14 protein-coding genes are annotated in these 16,734 nt (G+C 64.5%); 7 read left to right on the top strand and 7 right to left on the bottom strand.

The window, feature by feature from the left end:
* Positions 1 to 81: 81 nt before the first annotated feature.
* On the top strand, positions 82 to 474 hold the full coding sequence (locus tag MTR72_RS28845) for a DUF3175 domain-containing protein (RefSeq protein WP_280967785.1): 393 nt from the start codon (positions 82 to 84) through the stop codon (positions 472 to 474).
* 81 nt (positions 475 to 555) lie between these two features.
* On the opposite strand, the gene MTR72_RS28840 is transcribed toward MTR72_RS28845, so the two are convergent.
* Together MTR72_RS28840 and MTR72_RS28835 are read right to left on the bottom strand one after the other, a co-directional pair.
* On the bottom strand, positions 556 to 2,589 hold the full coding sequence (locus tag MTR72_RS28840; RefSeq protein ID WP_280967784.1) for a methyl-accepting chemotaxis protein: 2,034 nt from the start codon (positions 2,587 to 2,589) through the stop codon (positions 556 to 558).
* A gap of 342 nt (positions 2,590 to 2,931) precedes the next feature.
* Positions 2,932 to 4,971: a methyl-accepting chemotaxis protein gene (locus MTR72_RS28835; protein WP_280967783.1), complete on the bottom strand. Its 2,040-nt coding sequence runs from the start codon at positions 4,969 to 4,971 to the stop codon at positions 2,932 to 2,934.
* Between the two features lie 335 nt (positions 4,972 to 5,306).
* Between MTR72_RS28835 and MTR72_RS28830 the strand changes: the two genes are divergently transcribed.
* From MTR72_RS28830 to MTR72_RS28815, 4 genes are all read left to right on the top strand, one after another.
* Positions 5,307 to 5,792: a (2Fe-2S)-binding protein gene (locus tag MTR72_RS28830; RefSeq protein ID WP_280967782.1), complete on the top strand. Its 486-nt coding sequence runs from the start codon at positions 5,307 to 5,309 to the stop codon at positions 5,790 to 5,792.
* Between the two features lie 82 nt (positions 5,793 to 5,874).
* On the top strand, positions 5,875 to 8,217 hold the full coding sequence (locus MTR72_RS28825) for a xanthine dehydrogenase family protein molybdopterin-binding subunit (RefSeq protein WP_280967781.1): 2,343 nt from the start codon (positions 5,875 to 5,877) through the stop codon (positions 8,215 to 8,217).
* A gap of 14 nt (positions 8,218 to 8,231) precedes the next feature.
* Complete coding sequence (locus MTR72_RS28820) at positions 8,232 to 9,032, top strand: FAD binding domain-containing protein (protein WP_280967780.1); 801 nt, start codon at positions 8,232 to 8,234, stop codon at positions 9,030 to 9,032.
* A gap of 194 nt (positions 9,033 to 9,226) precedes the next feature.
* On the top strand, positions 9,227 to 10,339 hold the full coding sequence (locus tag MTR72_RS28815) for a CaiB/BaiF CoA transferase family protein (RefSeq protein WP_280967779.1): 1,113 nt from the start codon (positions 9,227 to 9,229) through the stop codon (positions 10,337 to 10,339).
* A gap of 107 nt (positions 10,340 to 10,446) precedes the next feature.
* Here the strand turns inward: MTR72_RS28815 and hppD are convergent, their stop codons facing one another.
* A complete protein-coding gene (gene hppD, locus MTR72_RS28810; protein WP_280967778.1) occupies positions 10,447 to 11,565 on the bottom strand; it encodes a 4-hydroxyphenylpyruvate dioxygenase in 1,119 nt (372 codons plus the stop codon).
* A 122-nt stretch (positions 11,566 to 11,687) separates the two neighbouring features.
* Here hppD and MTR72_RS28805 point away from each other — a divergent pair, with 122 nt between their 5' ends.
* Both MTR72_RS28805 and MTR72_RS28800 read left to right on the top strand, forming a co-directional pair.
* Positions 11,688 to 12,164 carry an Lrp/AsnC family transcriptional regulator gene (locus MTR72_RS28805; RefSeq protein WP_280967777.1) on the top strand — a complete coding sequence of 159 codons (477 nt, stop codon included), beginning with the start codon at positions 11,688 to 11,690 and terminating at the stop codon, positions 12,162 to 12,164.
* A 74-nt stretch (positions 12,165 to 12,238) separates the two neighbouring features.
* Positions 12,239 to 12,550, top strand: a complete 312-nt coding sequence (locus MTR72_RS28800; RefSeq protein ID WP_280967776.1) for a DUF1272 domain-containing protein — start codon at positions 12,239 to 12,241, stop codon at positions 12,548 to 12,550.
* Positions 12,551 to 12,672: 122 nt separating this feature from the next.
* Here the strand turns inward: MTR72_RS28800 and fahA are convergent, their stop codons facing one another.
* The 4 genes from fahA to MTR72_RS28780 form a co-directional block, all read right to left on the bottom strand.
* Positions 12,673 to 13,947 (bottom strand): fumarylacetoacetase, encoded by a 1,275-nt coding sequence (fahA, locus tag MTR72_RS28795; RefSeq protein WP_280967775.1) that lies wholly within the window; start codon positions 13,945 to 13,947, stop codon positions 12,673 to 12,675.
* 226 nt (positions 13,948 to 14,173) lie between these two features.
* On the bottom strand, positions 14,174 to 15,520 hold the full coding sequence (gene hmgA / locus MTR72_RS28790) for a homogentisate 1,2-dioxygenase (protein ID WP_280967774.1): 1,347 nt from the start codon (positions 15,518 to 15,520) through the stop codon (positions 14,174 to 14,176).
* 2 nt (positions 15,521 to 15,522) lie between these two features.
* Entirely contained in the window at positions 15,523 to 16,479 is a 957-nt protein-coding gene (locus MTR72_RS28785) for an MBL fold metallo-hydrolase (protein ID WP_280967773.1), read from the bottom strand.
* Between the two features lie 23 nt (positions 16,480 to 16,502).
* On the bottom strand, positions 16,503 to 16,727 hold the full coding sequence (locus MTR72_RS28780) for a DUF2783 domain-containing protein (RefSeq protein WP_280967772.1): 225 nt from the start codon (positions 16,725 to 16,727) through the stop codon (positions 16,503 to 16,505).
* Between the last annotated feature and the right edge of the window lie 7 nt (positions 16,728 to 16,734).

The following is a 16,734-nucleotide window of genomic DNA, read 5'->3' as shown; positions in this document are numbered from 1 at the left end:
CAACGTCTTCAGCAAGGGCAGGTTCCCATGGAACGCTGCCTAAGGCCGTCCGTTTCCGATGGAGCCGCAAGGAGTTGACGCATGGCTCAGGTCAGAAAGACGACACATTCGCGAAAAAGCGGTGCGCGCAAGACGGTGCGCCGAAAGAAAACGAGCAGCGCAAGGCGCGGCACAACCGCGCGCAAAACGGCTAGGCGCGCCGCGCCAAAACGCTGGTCGCAGCGCGTGACGAAGGAAAGCGACGCGCTCGATCTCAAGCGCGGCGTGTTCAAGCTCTCGAGTCCGAAGAAGATCGCGGCGTCACTGAAGCGTTCCGCCGAACACAGCTCGCGCCGCAAGTCCGGCGCCTATCGCTCGGCGGTGTCGATGCTGACCTTCTATATCAACCGCGCCGGCAAGACCCTGCCAAAGACGCAGCGCACGCGACTGGAGCGCGCCAAGATGGAGTTGAAGCGCGCGTTCGGGAGGGAGTGAGGCTCGGACGGCGCATCTAACTCCGCCGTCGTCCCGGCGCAGGCCGGCACGACATTGGAGCAAGTGGCGCGGTTCGAGCGCTTACGCCGCCCGGATATTCCCCATGAAGCGGTCGAGTTCGGCGCGCAGGCGGGTGCTCTCGGTGGAGAGAGACTTGGCCGAGTTCAGCACCTCCTCCGAAGCCGAGCCGGTCTCGGCGGCGCCGCGGTTGACCTGGCCGATATCGGTGGCGGCGGCCTGGGTGCCTTGCGCCACGTTCTGGACACTGCGGGCAATCTCCTGCGTCGCGGCGCCCTGCTGCTCCACCGCGCTGGCGATGGAGGTCGCGATCGTCGAGATCTGACCGATGGTCGCGCCGATCTCCTTGATGGCGGCAACCGACTCGGCGGTCGCGCCCTGCATCCCTGCGATGTGCGAGGAGATCTCGTCGGTGGCCTTCGCGGTCTGGCTTGCCAGCGACTTCACTTCGCTCGCAACCACGGCAAAGCCGCGGCCGGCCTCGCCGGCGCGCGCCGCCTCGATGGTGGCGTTGAGCGCCAGAAGATTGGTCTGCTCGGCGATTGCGGTGATCAGCTTGACCACCTCGCCGATCTGCTGTGCGGCATGCGACAGCTTGCCGATGCGGCCGTCGGTCTCCTTGGCCTGCACCACCGCGGCTTCCGCGATGCGGCTGGAGTCGCGGACCTGGCGGCCGATCTCCTCGACCGAGGCCGATAGCTCTTCGGTCGCGGTCGCGACCGACTGCATGTTGCTCGAGGCCTGCTCGGAGACACCGGCGACCTGGCTCGACAAGGCCTGCGTGGTCTCGGCGGTGCGGGTCAGCGTCGAGGCGGCCGATTCGAGCTGCACGGCGGAGGCCGAGACGTTGGAGACGATGGCGCCGACTGCGCTCTCGAAATCATCGGCGAAGCGGATCAGCTCGGACCGGCGGGCGGCCGCCTGCTCCCTGTTCTGGGCTTCGCCGGCCGCGGCATCGCGCTCGGCCTTGGCCACGGCCTGCATCTTGAACTCCTCGACCGCGCCGGCCATCTCGCCGATCTCGTCCTTGCGGCCGAGGCCCGGCAGCACGACGTCGAAATTGCCGGACGCCAATTCCCGCATCGCCTTGCACATCGCGATCATCGGACGCGAGATGCCGTTGCCGAGCATCAAGGCCAGCACGATGCCGATGGCCAATCCGCCCAGCGCCATCATCAACATCAACCGCTCGGTCTCGCCGATGGTCGCATTGGCGCTTGCTTCGATGCGCTGCTGGTCCGCCGTCACGTCCGCCCGCAATTCGCCCGACGCCTTGAGGATGGATGCCGCGGTCTTGGTCATTTCGCCGTTGAGCTTGACGATGACCTTCACGTTCTCCGACAGCTTGGCGAACGAGGTGCGGTATTGCTTCAGGAGGTTGCCGATCTCGGTGACCCGGTCGGTGATCTTCTGATCGTTGGCATAGATCGAGACCAGCAGGGTCTCCAGGAACTTGATGCGCGCGGTCACGCCGTCGGACGTCTTCGGCTCCGGCTTGGCGACGAAGGCGCTGACTGAGGTGGAAACGGCGAGATATTGCGAGGTGACGTCCTTGGCCGTGGTCTGAACCGAGCCCAGGCCCGCCAGCGCCGCGGTATCGGCGAGATCGTCGAACTTGAAGCGGATCTTGTTGCCGACGCTGTTGAGCTCATCCGCCGCGATCTTGCCGTTCTCGCGCGTCAGCGTGATGATCTCGCCGAATACCTTGGTGAAGCGCTGGAACTCGGCCTCGACTTTGCCGACCTGCTCGCGGCGTGCGGCGGTCGTCGTCGCCGCCATCGACCTTGCGATCGCTGCCTTCAGATTGTCTTCGGCCGCCTTTGCCGCGGTCTCGTCATCGGCTGCGCCGGTCAGCGTATAGGCCCGCGCCAGCCCCTGATAGGCGATCAGCTCGCGATCGACGGTCTGTGCGAGGTTGGCTTCCGATACACTGGTACGGTAGGAGGTCACGGCGCCGGCGATCCGCTCGAAGCCGAAATAGGCGAAGGCCATGCTGACGGCGAGGATGGCGAGCACCGCCACGAACCCGAGGATGATCTTTGCGCGAAAGCGCAGCGTTGGCAGCTTCGATGTGCTCGACTTTGACTTGACCGACATTCCCCCACCCCATTCCATTCGCGGAAAACCAGGCGCAGCCGGCAAGCAGCCCGCTTGCCGACTCGACAGCACGTTACGGAGCAAAGGATAAGCCGCGGTAAATTTGCGGCACCGCAACTTGCGGTTAGGTGACGCGGCGACCGATCAGGATCCTCAAGTCGTCCTGGACAAGCGTAGCGCTGATCCAGGACCCATAACCATAGGGAGCAGTTTGGCGAAGACTCGGGGTTACCTGCTCGCGCCGCAACTACTTCCTGGGGTAATCGCGACGAGCGCAAGCGCTCGCGCGGCGGTCCTGGCTTTCGCCAGGACGATGGCGGAGTACTTCGCGCGGTCCGAGCGCTAAGCCGCCCTGATATTCCCCATGAAGCGGTCGAGCTCGGCGCGCAGGCGGGTGCTCTCGGTGGAGAGAGACTTGGCCGAGTTCAGCACCTCTTCCGAAGCCGAGCCGGTCTCGGCGGCGCCGCGGTTGACCTGGCCGATGTCGGTGGCGGCGGCCTGGGTGCCTTGCGCCACGTTCTGGACGCTGCGGGCAATCTCCTGCGTCGCGGCGCCCTGCTGCTCCACCGCGCTGGCGATGGAGGTCGCGATCGTCGAGATCTGGCCGATGGTCGCGCCGATCTCCTTGATGGCGGCAACCGATTCGGCGGTCGCGCCCTGCATCCCTGCGATGTGCGAGGAGATCTCGTCGGTGGCCTTCGCGGTCTGGCTTGCCAGCGACTTCACTTCGCTCGCAACCACGGCAAAGCCGCGGCCGGCCTCGCCGGCGCGCGCCGCCTCGATGGTGGCGTTGAGCGCCAGAAGATTGGTCTGCTCGGCGATTGCGGTGATCAGCTTGACCACCTCGCCGATCTGCTGTGCGGCATGCGACAGCTTGCCGATGCGGCCGTCGGTCTCCTTGGCCTGCACCACCGCGGCTTCCGCGATGCGGCTGGAGTCACGGACCTGGCGGCCGATCTCCTCGACCGAGGCCGATAGCTCTTCGGTCGCGGTCGCGACCGACTGCATGTTGCTCGAGGCCTGCTCGGAGACACCGGCGACCTGGCTCGACAAGGCCTGCGTGGTCTCGGCGGTGCGGGTCAGCGTCGAGGCGGCCGATTCGAGCTGCACGGCGGAGGCCGAGACGTTGGAGACGATGGCGCCGACTGCGCTCTCGAAATCATCGGCGAAGCGGATCAGCTCGGACCGGCGGGCGGCCGCCTGCTCCCTGTTCTGGGCTTCGCCGGCCGCGGCATCGCGCTCGGCCTTGGCCACGGCCTGCATCTTGAACTCCTCGACCGCGCCGGCCATCTCGCCGATCTCGTCCTTGCGGCCGAGGCCGGGCAGCACGACGTCGAAATTGCCGGACGCCAATTCCCGCATCGCCTTGCACATCGCGATCATCGGACGCGAAATGCCGGTGCCGAGCAGGAAGGCGAGAACCGCACCGAGCAGGGTGCCGCCAATGGCCAGCATCAGGATCAAATGCTCGGTCTGCCCAATGGTGGCTTCCGACTCCGAATCCAGGCGCTGCTGCTCGGCGACAAGGTCCGCCTTCATGGCGGTGGCGCCCTGCAGGATCGCACCCGCGGAGCCGCTCATCTCGGTGACGAGCTCATCGACCATCTTGGCGTTCGCGATCAGCTTGTCCAGCGCTTCGCGATAGGCGCCGAGCAACGCCTTGGCGTCCTTCAGGCCGGCGACGATCTTGTCGTCCATGGAATAGACCGCGCCCAGCGAATTCTCGACGAATTTCAGCCGCGCCAGCGCGCTGGTGGCGATCGCCTGGTCGGACGTCAGCACGAAGTTGGTCGCAGCCGCGCTGGCGGTCTGGAACTGGGCGTTGACCTGCTTGGTCCCGAACTCGATCGATTGCGCTTCGGCGTCGGAGGCGTTGTTGCCGATGTCGTCGAGCTTGTACTTCAGGAGGTTGGCGTTGCGCGTGAGCTGGTTCTGCACCAGGAGCGCGCTGTCGCGCTTGGCCTGGAGGACCTTGGCGAAAGTTGCGGAGAAATTCGAGAACTCCTTGGCGAGCTTGTTGAGGCTCTCCTGCCGGGCCGCGTTCTTGGCGCCCTTGAGCGCCCGGTCGATGGCGCCCTTCAGGCTCGCTTCAGCCTCCAGCGCCGCCTTGGCGTCGTCTTCCTTGCCGGTGACGACGAAATAGCGGACCGCCGAACGATAGGCGAGCAGCTCGCGATCGATATTGCGGGCGAGATCGGCCTCCGTGACGCTGGTGCGGTAGGAGCCGACCCCGGACGACACCCGCTCGAAGCCGAAATAAGAGAAGGCCATGCTGCCGGCGGAAATCACCAGTACCGCGGCGAAGCCGAGGATGATTTTGGCGCGGAACCTGAGGGTCGGAAATATTGTGCGCTTAGACGGCGACGCGATACGCCCGGACATTCCAACCCCCATTTTCTATTCAGCCGCGATCCGGGGGCGCCCCGCCCCCTGACCGGATGCGTAAAACTAGGGCAGAATCGATAAAGGGCGGTAAATTTGGCACACTAGAGCGGCGTTCGGCTTTGTCGGCCAACGGACGACGGATGCGGTGACCGCTGGCATCCCAAGCTCGCCGACCCACTCGTTAGGAGTGCCGGCACGGGCAGCGCAAATCATTGCGCCGTCTTCTTGATCGGTGACCTTTCCATGACGCGGGCGACCAAAATCCTAGTTGCAAAGTTCCGGGTCGCTGTCTCTAATTAGAAACAATCAAAATCATTCCGGGAGGACTTCACGTGTCTACAGTCAAACTGACGGTGAACGGCAAGGCTGTTGCTGTCGACGTCGAGGACCGCACGCTGCTGGTCCATCTCCTGCGCGATCACCTCAATCTCACCGGAACCCATGTCGGCTGCGACACCAGCCAGTGCGGTGCCTGCGTCGTGCACGTGGACGGCCGGGCGGTGAAATCCTGCACCATGCTGGCGGGCCAAGCCGACGGCGCCCACGTCACCACGATCGAGGGCATCGCCAAGGGCGACGAGCTGCATCCGATGCAGGCCGCGTTCCGCGACAATCACGGCCTGCAGTGCGGCTACTGCACGCCGGGCATGATCATGTCGGCAATCGACATCGTGCAGCGCTATGGTGGCCAGCTCGACGAAGCCACCGTCCGCCACGAGCTTGAAGGCAACATCTGCCGCTGCACCGGCTACCACAACATCGTCAAAGCCGTGCTGGACGCGGCCGGCCGCATGAAGGTTGCGCAGGCCGCCGAGTAGGGCGGCCCGCCTCGAAACGAAAAAACCACCGCCACTTTCGATGAAAAGGGCGGACAACAATTTCCGGTCGGGAGGACAGGACATGGGTGTTGAAGGCATCGGCGCAAGCGTCGTGCGCAAGGAAGACAAGCGTTTCATCACCGGCAAGGGCCGGTACGTCGACGACATCAAACTGACGGGCATGACCTTTGCCCATTTCATCCGCAGCCCACATGCGCACGCCAAGGTGAAGGGGATCGATTCCTCCGCCGCGCTGAAGATGCCGGGCGTGGTCGCAGTGCTCACCGGCAAGCAGATCGTCGACGACAAGGTCGGCAACCTCATCTGCGGCTGGGCCATCACCTCCAAGGATGGCAGCCCGATGAAGATGGGCGCATGGCCGGCGATGGCACCGGAGACGGTGCGCTTCGTCGGTCAGGCCGTGGCAGTGGTGATCGCCGAGAGCAAGAATCTCGCGCGCGACGCCGCCGAGGCCGTGGTCGTGGACTATGAAGAGCTGCCGGCGGTCGCCGACGTGACCGCCGCGATCAAGGCCGGCGCGCCGCAGCTTCATCCCGAAGCCCCCGGCAACCAGGTCTATGACTGGGTGCTCGGCGACGAGGGCGCGGTGGACACCGCCTTCGCGAAGGCCGCCAATGTGGTGAAGCTCGACCTCACCAACAACCGCCTCGCGCCCAATGCGATGGAGCCGCGCGCGGCGATCGCCGATTATGATGCGGCAGAGGAGCATTTCACGCTCTATACGACGTCGCAGAATCCCCACGTCGCCCGCCTTGTGCTGTCGGCGTTCTACAACATCGCCCCCGAGCACAAGCTGCGCGTGATCGCACCCGACGTCGGCGGCGGCTTCGGCTCGAAGATCTTCATCTATCCGGAGGAAATGGTGGCGCTGTGGGCGTCGAAGAAGGTTGGCCGTCCGGTGAAATGGACCGGCGACCGCACCGAGGCCTTCCTCACCGACGCGCACGGCCGCGACCATGTCACCCATGCCGAGATGGCGTTCGACGCCAACAACAAGATCACCGGGTTGAAGGTGAAGACCTACGCCAATTTCGGCGCCTATATGTCGCTGTTCTCATCGTCAGTGCCGACCTATCTCTATGCGACGTTGTTGTCGGGCCAGTACAACATCCCGGCGATTCATGCCGAGGTGATCGGTGTCTACACCAACACCACGCCGGTCGACGCCTATCGCGGCGCGGGCCGGCCCGAGGCGAGCTATCTGCTCGAGCGGATGATGGAGACGGCGGCGCGGCAGCTCAACGTCGATCCGGCCGCGTTGCGCAGGACGAACTTCATCACCCAATTCCCACACCAGACGCCGGTGATCATGGCCTATGACACCGGCGACTTTAACGCCTCGCTCGACGCCGCGATGAAGGCGATCGACTACGCCGGCTTCCCGGCCCGCAAGGCGCAGGCGAAGGCGCAAGGCAAACTGCGCGGCATCGGCGTGTCCTGCTACATCGAGGCCTGCGGCATCGCGCCGTCGAAGGCGGTCGGCAGCCTGGGCGCCGGCGTGGGCTTATGGGAATCGGCCGAGGTGCGTGTCAATCCGGTCGGCACCATCGAGATCCTCACCGGCTCGCACAGCCACGGCCAGGGCCACGAGACCACTTTCTGCCAGCTCGTCGCCGATCGCCTCGGCGTTCCCATCAGCCAGGTCTCGATCGTCCATGGCGACACCGACAAGGTGCAGTTCGGCATGGGCACCTACGGCTCGCGCTCCGCAGCCGTCGGTCTCACCGCGATCCTGAAGGCGATGGAGAAGGTCGAGTCCAAGGCCAGGAAGATCGCCGCGCATGCGCTCGAAGCGTCCGAAGCCGACATCGTCATCGAGAACGGCGAGTTCAAGGTGACCGGCACCGACAAGGCGATCGCCTTCCCGATGGTCGCGCTCGCGGCCTACACCGCGCACAACCTGCCTGACGGGATGGAGCCGGGCCTGAAGGAGACCGCCTTCTACGACCCGACCAACTTCACCTTCCCGGCCGGCGCCTATATCTGCGAGCTCGAAGTCGATCCCGGTACCGGCAAGACTTCCTTCGTCAACTTCGTCGCGGCCGACGACTTCGGCCGGCTGATCAACCCGATGATCGTCGAAGGCCAGGTCCATGGGGGTCTCGCACAAGGCATCGGGCAAGCGCTGCTCGAGCATGCGATCTACGATGCCAGCGGCCAGCCGGTGACGGCCTCGTTCATGGATTACTCCATGCCGCGCGCCGACGACCTGCCCTCGTTCAAGCTCTCCCACACCACGACGCTCTGCCCGGGCAACCCGCTCGGTATCAAGGGCTGCGGTGAGGCCGGCGCGATCGGCGCCTCTGCGGCCGTGATCAACGCGATCACGGATGCGATCGGCAAGAACAATCTGGAAATGCCCGCAACCCCTGACCGGGTGTGGCGCACGATCCACGCGGCTTAAGAGGAGCAACGAAGATGTACCAGACCACTTATCATCGCGCCTCCTCGGTCGACGAAGCGGCCAGCCTGTTCGCCAAGGGCAGCGATTCGAAGTTTCTCGCCGGCGGCCAGACCCTGCTGCCGGTGATGAAGCAGCGGCTCGCCGGGCCCTCCGATGTGATCGACCTTGGCAAGATCAAGGAGCTGATCGGCGTCGAGGCTTCCGGCGACACGCTGACCATCAAGGCGGCCACGCCGCACTATGACGTGGCGACCAGCGACGCCGCGAAGAAGGCGATCCCCGCGCTCGCCTATCTCGCCTCGCTGATCGGCGATCCCGCCGTGCGCTATCGCGGCACGATCGGCGGCTCGCTCGCCAACAACGATCCCGCCGCGGATTATCCGGCCGCGACATTGGCGCTCGGCGCGACGATCAAGACCAACAAGCGGTCGATCGCGGCAGATGATTTCTTCAAGGGCCTGTTCACGACCGCCCTCGAGGACGGCGAGATCGTCACCGCCGTGTCGTTCCCCGTTCCGCAGAAGGCGGGCTACGCCAAGATGCCGCATCCGGCCTCGCGCTTCGCGCTGACCGCCGTGTTCGTCGTACAAACGAAATCGGGCGAGATCCGCGTCGCTGCCACCGGTGCCTCGCAGAGCGGGGTGATGCGGGTTCCCGCCATCGAAGCCGCGCTGAAAGCGAACTGGTCGCCATCCGCGATCGACAGCGTCAGCATTTCGGCGAGCGGACTGCTCTCTGACATTCACGGCTCGTCGGATTACCGCGCCAACCTGATCAAGGTGATGGCGCAGCGCGCGGTGGCGGCTGCCGGCTGATAGCTACTGAACACAAATCCTTCGCGGCGTGCAGCAATGCGCGCCGCTTTTATTATGCGCCCATGCATGAAAAGCGCTTGCCTCGTCCGGTGTAAGGCGGGAAAAGTTAATCAGCCAATTAACTCGTCCACAGAGGAACGTCTCAAGCGGTTGCCGCAACTCGCGCATCCCTTGTGATCCGAGGAAACAAGAACGTGCTCGACAAACCAGCTCCCGCTCCCTCCGTCCGCGCCTCCGGCCCGCTTTCGGGCTTCCGCATCGTCGAATTCGCCGGCATCGGCCCCGGTCCGTTCGCGTGCATGATGCTGGCCGACATGGGTGCAGACGTCGTCACGGTCGACCGTGTCGGCGCGAAGAAGAGCATGAAGTCGGTGGCAGGCCGCGGCCGCAAGGTGATCGAGCTCGACCTCAAGGACAAGGCGGCGATCGCAGAGGTGCTCGATCTGCTCGCCAACGCCGACGCACTGGTCGAGGGCTTTCGTCCCGGCGTGATGGAGCGGCTCGGGCTCGGCCCCGAAATCGTGCACGCGCGCAATCCAAAGCTCGTCTACGGCCGCATGACCGGGTGGGGCCAGGACGGCCCGCTTGCCTGCGCCGCCGGTCATGACATCAACTACATCTCGATCACCGGCGCGCTCGCCGCGATCGGCACCAAAGAGGCTCCGGTGCCGCCGCTCAACCTGGTCGGCGATTTCGGCGGCGGTGCGCTCTATCTCGTCGTCGGCGTGCTCGCCGCGCTGCTGGAAGCGCAGAAGTCCGGCAAGGGCCAGGTGGTCGATACCGCGATGTGCGACGGCGGGGCGTCGCTGATGTCGTTCTTCTTCGACATGACCGCGATGGGCCGCTGGGCCGAGGGCCGCAACCAGAATTTCCTCGACGGCGGCGCGCATTTCTACGGCGTCTACGAATGCGCCTGCGGCCATTTCATCTCGATCGGTTCGATCGAACCGCAGTTCTATGCGCTCTTGCGCCAGCATGCCGGCCTGACCGACGCCGATTTCGACGCGCAGATGGACCGCAAGGCGTGGCCGGCGCTGAAGGAGAAGCTGAAGGCGGTCTTCAAGAGCAAGACGCGCGAGGACTGGTGCAAGATCATGGAAGGCACCGACATCTGCTTTGCGCCGGTGCTGACCATGTCGGAAGCGACCCAGCATCCGCACATGGTCGCGCGCAACGTCTTCGTCGAGCGCCACGGCGTGAAACAGCCCGCCCCCGCGCCGCGCTTCTCACGCACGCCGTCCGCGATCCGCGAGCCCGAGGCCGCGGAGATCGGTGCGGTGACGAAGGCGTGGAAGACGGGGCGTTAGCGGCGGTAGATCTCCGCTATCGCCTCACCCTCCGACGTCGTCCTGGCTTTTCGCCAGGACGACATCTGCTTTGACCCAACCGTGTGCCCAAGTGCGAGGCGCGCAGCTTACGCCGCGTTGTCCACCTTCAACACCCCGCGCCGTATCTGATCCTCCTCGATCGATTCGAACAGGGCCTTGAAATTGCCCTCGCCAAAACCATCATCGCCCTTGCGCTGGATGAATTCGAAGAAAATCGGGCCGATCGCGTTGGCCGAGAAGATCTGCAGCAGCACCTTGGTCTGGCCGCCGTCGACCACGCCCTCGCCGTCGATCAGGATGCCGTTGGTCTTAAGCCGTGCGACGTCCTCACCGTGCTTGGGCAGGCGGCTGTCGATCCGCTCGAAATAGGTGTCGGGCGGCGACGGCATGAACGGCAGGCCGGCTTCGCGCAGGCCTTCGATGGTGGCGTGGATGTCGCGGCAGCCGCAGGCAATGTGCTGAATGCCCTCGCCGCGATAGGTCTTCAGATATTCCTCGATCTGTCCGGAATCGCCGGCGTCCTCGTTGATCGGAATCCGGATCTTGCCGTCGGGGCTGGTCAGCGCACGCGAGAACAGGCCGGAGGCGCGCCCCTCGATGTCGAAGAAGCGGATCTGGCGGAAGTTGAAGAGCTTTTCATAGAAGCCCGCCCAGACGTCCATGCGCCCGCGATGGACGTTATGGGTGAGATGGTCGAGATAGAACAGACCGGCACCATGGGGTCGTGGATCGCGCGCGCCCAGCCATTCGAACTCGGCATCATAGGCCGAGCCCTTGGCGCCATAGGAATCGACGAAATAGAGCAGGCTGCCGCCGATCCCCTTGATCGCGGGCACATCGAGCGTCTTCTGCGCAGACGTGGCGTCGGCCGGCTCCGCGCCGAGCGCAATCGCCCGGTCATAGGCCTTTTGCGCATCGACGACGCGGAACGCCATCGACGGTGCACAGGGGCCGTGCGCAGCGACGAAGTCGAAACCGTGGGTGCCGGGCTCTTCGTTGACGAGATAGTTGATGTCGCCCTGACGATAGACCGTGATCTTCTTGGCCTTGTGACGAGCGACGACGGCAAAGCCCATCAACTTGAATAGGGTGTGCAGCTCTTGCGGATTGGGGTGCGCATATTCGACGAACTCGAACCCGTCGGTGCCCATCGGATTGTCGGCGCTGATCGTGGCCGGCGGTGCATCGTGCGGAAACGGACCCATGGTGGTTCTCCCAAATTGCTGCTGGCGAGAACTATCCTTCATCTGGCACACAATGAGCGTGCAAACGGGATGGGATTTGGGTAAAGCATGCACGGTTTGTGCATGAATTTGGCAAAGATCGCATGATTTCTGTTGACGCATTCGACCTCAGGATCCTGGGCGCGCTCCAGGATGACGGCCGTCTCACCAACCAGGAGCTCGCCGAGCTCGCGGGGCTTTCGGCCTCGCAATGCTCGCGGCGGCGGATGCGACTGGAGGAGGAGAAGGTGATCGCCGGTTATCACGCCGACCTCTCCAGCGAGGCGCTCGGCTTCGGCGTGATCGCCTTCATCCAGGTGACGTTAGCCACCCACTCACCCGACAATTCCAAGCGCTTTCGCGCACTCGTTGGCCGCATCGACGAGATCCAGGAGGCCTATTCGCTGACCGGCGACGCCGACTACGTGCTCAAGGCGGTGCTGCGCGACCTCAAGGGACTCTCCAATCTCGTCAACGACGTGCTGATGCCGCACCAGAGCGTGGCGCATGTGCGCTCCTCCATCGTCCTGGACCGGCTCAAGGAGAGCACGCGGCTGCCGCTGAAACAGGTCACAGGCTGAAATCGAGGGAAATGCGACATTCGCGCTGCGCCCGCGATCTGCAATGATGCGCCCCCTCAGAGCGAGGTTACGAGATGGCGCTGCAACTTCGACCGAACTGCGAATATTGCGACCGCGACCTGCCGCCGAGTGCGACGGACGCCCGGATCTGCTCCTATGAATGCACGTTCTGCGCGGACTGCGTCGAGACAAAGCTGTCCAATGTCTGCCCGAACTGCGGCGGCGGCTTTGCCCCGCGCCCGATCCGCCCGACACGGGAATGGCGGCCCGGCGTGTGCGTGGCCAAGCACGCGCCGTCGGACAAGCGGGTGCATTTGAAGTACAGCCCGGATGACGTCGCGGCGCACTGCGCCAGGATACGCGACGTGCCGCCGGAGAAGCGGTAGGCTTTCGCCATATCGTCATTGCGAGGAGCTCTTGCGACGAAGCAATCCAGAATCCCTCCGCGGAAAGACTCTGGATTGCTTCGCTGCGCTCGCAATGACGGAGGATGTGGCAACGACTGAGCTCACTCCGCCGGCAAGATCGTCCCTTCGACCTCGCCGAACCCGACGCGATAGCCGTTACCCTGGCACCAGCCACGCATGACGAGGCTGTCGCCGTCTTCCAGGAACGAGCGCTTGACGCCGCCGGGCAATTCCACCGGTTCGGTGCCGTTCCAGCCAATCTCCAAAAGGCTGCCGCGCTGGTTCTTCTCCGGACCGGAGATCGTGCCGGCCCCCAAGAGATCGCCGACATTCATGGCGCAGCCGCTGGAGGCGTGGTGCATCAATTGCTGCACCGAGGACCAGTACATGTATTTGAAATTGGTGCGGCTGATGCTGGCGGGCGCGTTCGCGCCGGCGGCGCGCAAGAAGACGTCGAGCTCGAGGTCATAGTTCTGCGGCCGAGCTTGCCTAAGATAATCCAGCGGCGCCGGGCTCTGCTCGGGTCCGTTGAGCCGGAATGGCTCCAGCGCCTCGCGCGTCACCACCCACGGGCTGATCGAGGTCGCGAATGCCTTGGCCAGGAACGGCCCGAGCGGCACGTATTCCCAGTGCTGGATGTCGCGCGCGCTCCAGTCGTTGAGCAGCACGAAGCCGAAGATCATTTCCTCGGCCTGGCTCTCGGTCAGCATGCCGCCGATCGGCGAGGGCTGGCCGACCACGACGCCCATCTCCAGCTCGAAATCGAGCCGCTTGCAGGGCGCAAAGCTCGGCACCTCGGCGGTCGGCGGCTTCAACTGCCCGCGCGGGCGCTTCACTTGCGTACCGGACACCACGACGGTGGAGGCGCGGCCGTTGTAGCCAATCGGCATGTAGAGCCAGTTCGGCTGCAGCGCGTTGTCCTTGCCGCGGAACATCACACCGACATTGGTGGCGTGCTCTTTCGACGAATAGAAGTCGGTGTAGCCGGAGACGGTGAACGGCAAATGCAGCCGCACATCGCGCATCGGCACCAGCGCTTGTTTGCGCAGGTCCTCGTTGTCGCGCAGCTCGGGGTGATCATGACGCAGCAGCTCGCTGATCCGCGCCCGCGTCTTGGCCCAGACCTTTGGCCCGAGCGCCATGAACGGATTGAGCGAGGGCGCGGAGAACACGCCGAGCGGGCCGACATCGAGCCGGCAATCCTGCTCGAGCGCCCAGAGGTCGAGCACGTAGTTGCCGATCGCTACACCAACGCGCGGCGACGGAGAGGCCGCGGTCGAGAACACGCCATAGGGCAGGTTCTGGATCGGGAAGTCGGAGGCGGGATCGACGTCGATGAAGGAGCGGAGGCTGGGATCGTTGGGGTGCGTTGTCACTTTTGGCTTGGTCCTTTCTTCCTTCTCCCCTTGTGGGAGAAGGTGGCGTAGGCGGCCTTCGGCCGCCGTCCTTAGAACGCCGATGCTTTGCATCGGCTACGGCGCCGGATGAGGGGCTCTATCCGCGTGCCCGAATGAGAGAGGTTCACTCGCGGAGACAGACCCCTCACCCGTCTCGCCGCTACGCGGCGAGCCACCCTCTCCCACAAGGGGAGAGGGTGGAACACTACCGTCGGCTCGGATCGAACCGCTTCTCAAGTCCCTTCCAGCACTCCGCGTAATCGTCCTGCAACGTCGACGATTGCGCGGCGTGCGCGGTAACGCGCTGCGGGTAGCGGGTCTCGAACATGAAGGCCATGGTGCCCGTCAGCTTCACCGGCTTCAATTCGCTGTTGCTGGCGTGGTCGAAGGCCTCACGATCGGGACCGTGCGGCAGCATGCAATTGTGCAAGCTTATGCCGCCGGGGACAAAACCTTGCGGCTTGGCGTCGTAGACGCCGTAGATCAGGCCCATGAACTCACTCATGATGTTCATGTGGTACCAGGGCGGACGGAAGGTGTTGTCGGCGACCAACCAGCGCTCGGGGAAGATGACGAAGTCGATATTCGCAGTGCCCGCCGTCTCCGACGGCGAGGTCAGCACCGTGAAGATCGACGGATCAGGATGATCGAACGCGATCGCGCCGACCGGCGAGAAGGTGCGCAAATCGTATTTGTACGGCGCGTAATTGCCGTGCCAGGCGACGACGTCGATCGGCGAATGCGGCAGCGTGGTCTTGAACAGCGAGCCGCCCCATTTCACGAAGAGCTCGGTCGGCGTGTCCTTGTCCTCGTAGCTTGCGACCGGCGTCAGGAAGTCGCGCGCATTGGCAAGGCAATTGGCGCCGATCGGGCCGCGCTCCGGCAGCGTGAAGGCGCCGCCATAGTTTTCGCAGAGATAGCCGCGCGCCGGCCCATTCAAAATCTCCACGCGGAATTTTACGCCGCGCGGGATCACCACGATCTCGCCGGGCTCGGCGTCGATGCGGCCGAACTCGGTGACGAAGCGCAAATTGCCCTGCTGTAGCACGAACAGCATCTCGCCATCGGCATTGTAGAAGTGCTGGTCCACCATCGACTTGGTGATGAGATAGACGTGCGCGGCCATGCCTCCTTGCGTGTTGACGTCGCCGGCCGTCGTCATGGTCTGCACGCCCTGAAGGAAGGTGATCTCTTCCTTCGGGATCGGCGCCGGATCCCAGCGAAGCTGCGCGATCGGCAGATCGTATTCATGGCACGGCGCCGAGCGCCACAGGCCGGCATCGACCTTCTCGAAGCGGCCCGAATGCTTCACCGAGGGACGGATGCGATAGAGCCAGGAGCGCTCATTGGTGCCGCGCGGCGCTGTGAACGGCGAGCCCGAAAGCTGCTCGGCATAGAGCCCGTAGGCGCAACGCTGCGGCGAGTTGCGGCCCATCGGCAGCGCGCCTGGCAGCGCCTCGGTCTCAAAGCTGTTGCCGAAGCCGGACATGTAGCCCGGCGTGACCTGGCCCGTGCTGCGAACGATCTGATCCGGCGAGGTGTTGATGTTCATGACTATCCTCCTCCTTGCAGGGCGGCCCACATCTCCTGGTCGCGCTTGTCGGTCCAGATCACGGGGTCGTCGATCCCCGACGCCTCGTCGAAGGCGCGCGACACGTTGAACGGCAGGCAGTGCTCGTAGATGGCAAAGCTCGAGAATTTCGGGTCCATCACCTCGCGGGTCGCCGCCATCGTCTCCTTCAGCGTGCGGCCCTTGGCGACGGAGATTTCGGCTGCGCCATAGAGCGTCGAGACGAAGTCGCGCGTCATCGCGATGGCCTCGCGCGCGGTGGTGGTGCCCTTGAGTGCATCGCCACGGCCCGGCGCAATCGCCTTCGGATTGAAGTTGCGGATTTCGTTCAGCGTCAGCGGCCATTCGCGCAAATGCGCATCGCCGCAATAGCAGGCCGAGTGATATTCGATGAGATCGCCGGAGAACATGACTTCTGCATCCGGCACCCAGGCGACGATGTCGCCCGAGGTATGGCCCGCGCCGAGCTGCATCAGCCGCACCTCGCGCTTGCCGAGATAAATCGACATCTCGCCTTCGAAGGTCAGCGTCGGCCAGGTCAGGCCGGGAATGCTCGCGGCGTCCTGGAACAGGCGCGGGAAGCGGCCGTATTCGGAGTCCCAATCCTGCTTGCCGCGCTCCTCGATCAGCCGATAGGTCTCCTGCGAGGCGACGATGCCTTGCGCCTTGTAGGCAGAGGCGCCCAGCACGCGCACGGCGTGATAGTGCGACAGCACGACATACTTGATCGGCTTGTCGGTGACGGCGCGGACGCGCTCGATCACCTTGTTCGCCATCGCAGGCGTCGCCTGCGCGTCGAACACCAGGCAGCCGTCGTCGCCGACGATGACGGCCGTGTTTGGGTCGCCCTCGGCGGTGAAAGCATAGAGATCGGTGCCGATCTCGGAGAAGGTGATCTTCTTCTCGGAGAGGTCGCCGGTGGATGCGAAGTTCTTCGCCATCAGTTTATCCTTGATTCACAGGGTCATTGTTGTTGCTGTTGTTGCTGCTGGCCGTCGATCATGCGCCGCTTGGCGAGCACGATCGCCTCGCGCAGTACATCGATGTCGCCGATATGGTTGGCGAGGATCAGCACCAACGCCGCATCGAAATCCGCGCTCTGTCCGTCCGAGAGCCCGCGATGTGCCTCGACGATGGCGCGGAAGGCGTCATCGGGCCGCGCGAAATTCGAGCTGGTGGAAAGCGGCATGCGAGAC

It is taken from the genome of Bradyrhizobium sp. ISRA442 (genome assembly GCF_038085055.1).
GTDB lineage: Bacteria > Pseudomonadota > Alphaproteobacteria > Rhizobiales > Xanthobacteraceae > Bradyrhizobium.
This window is presented reverse-complemented; position numbering and strand designations above follow the sequence as displayed.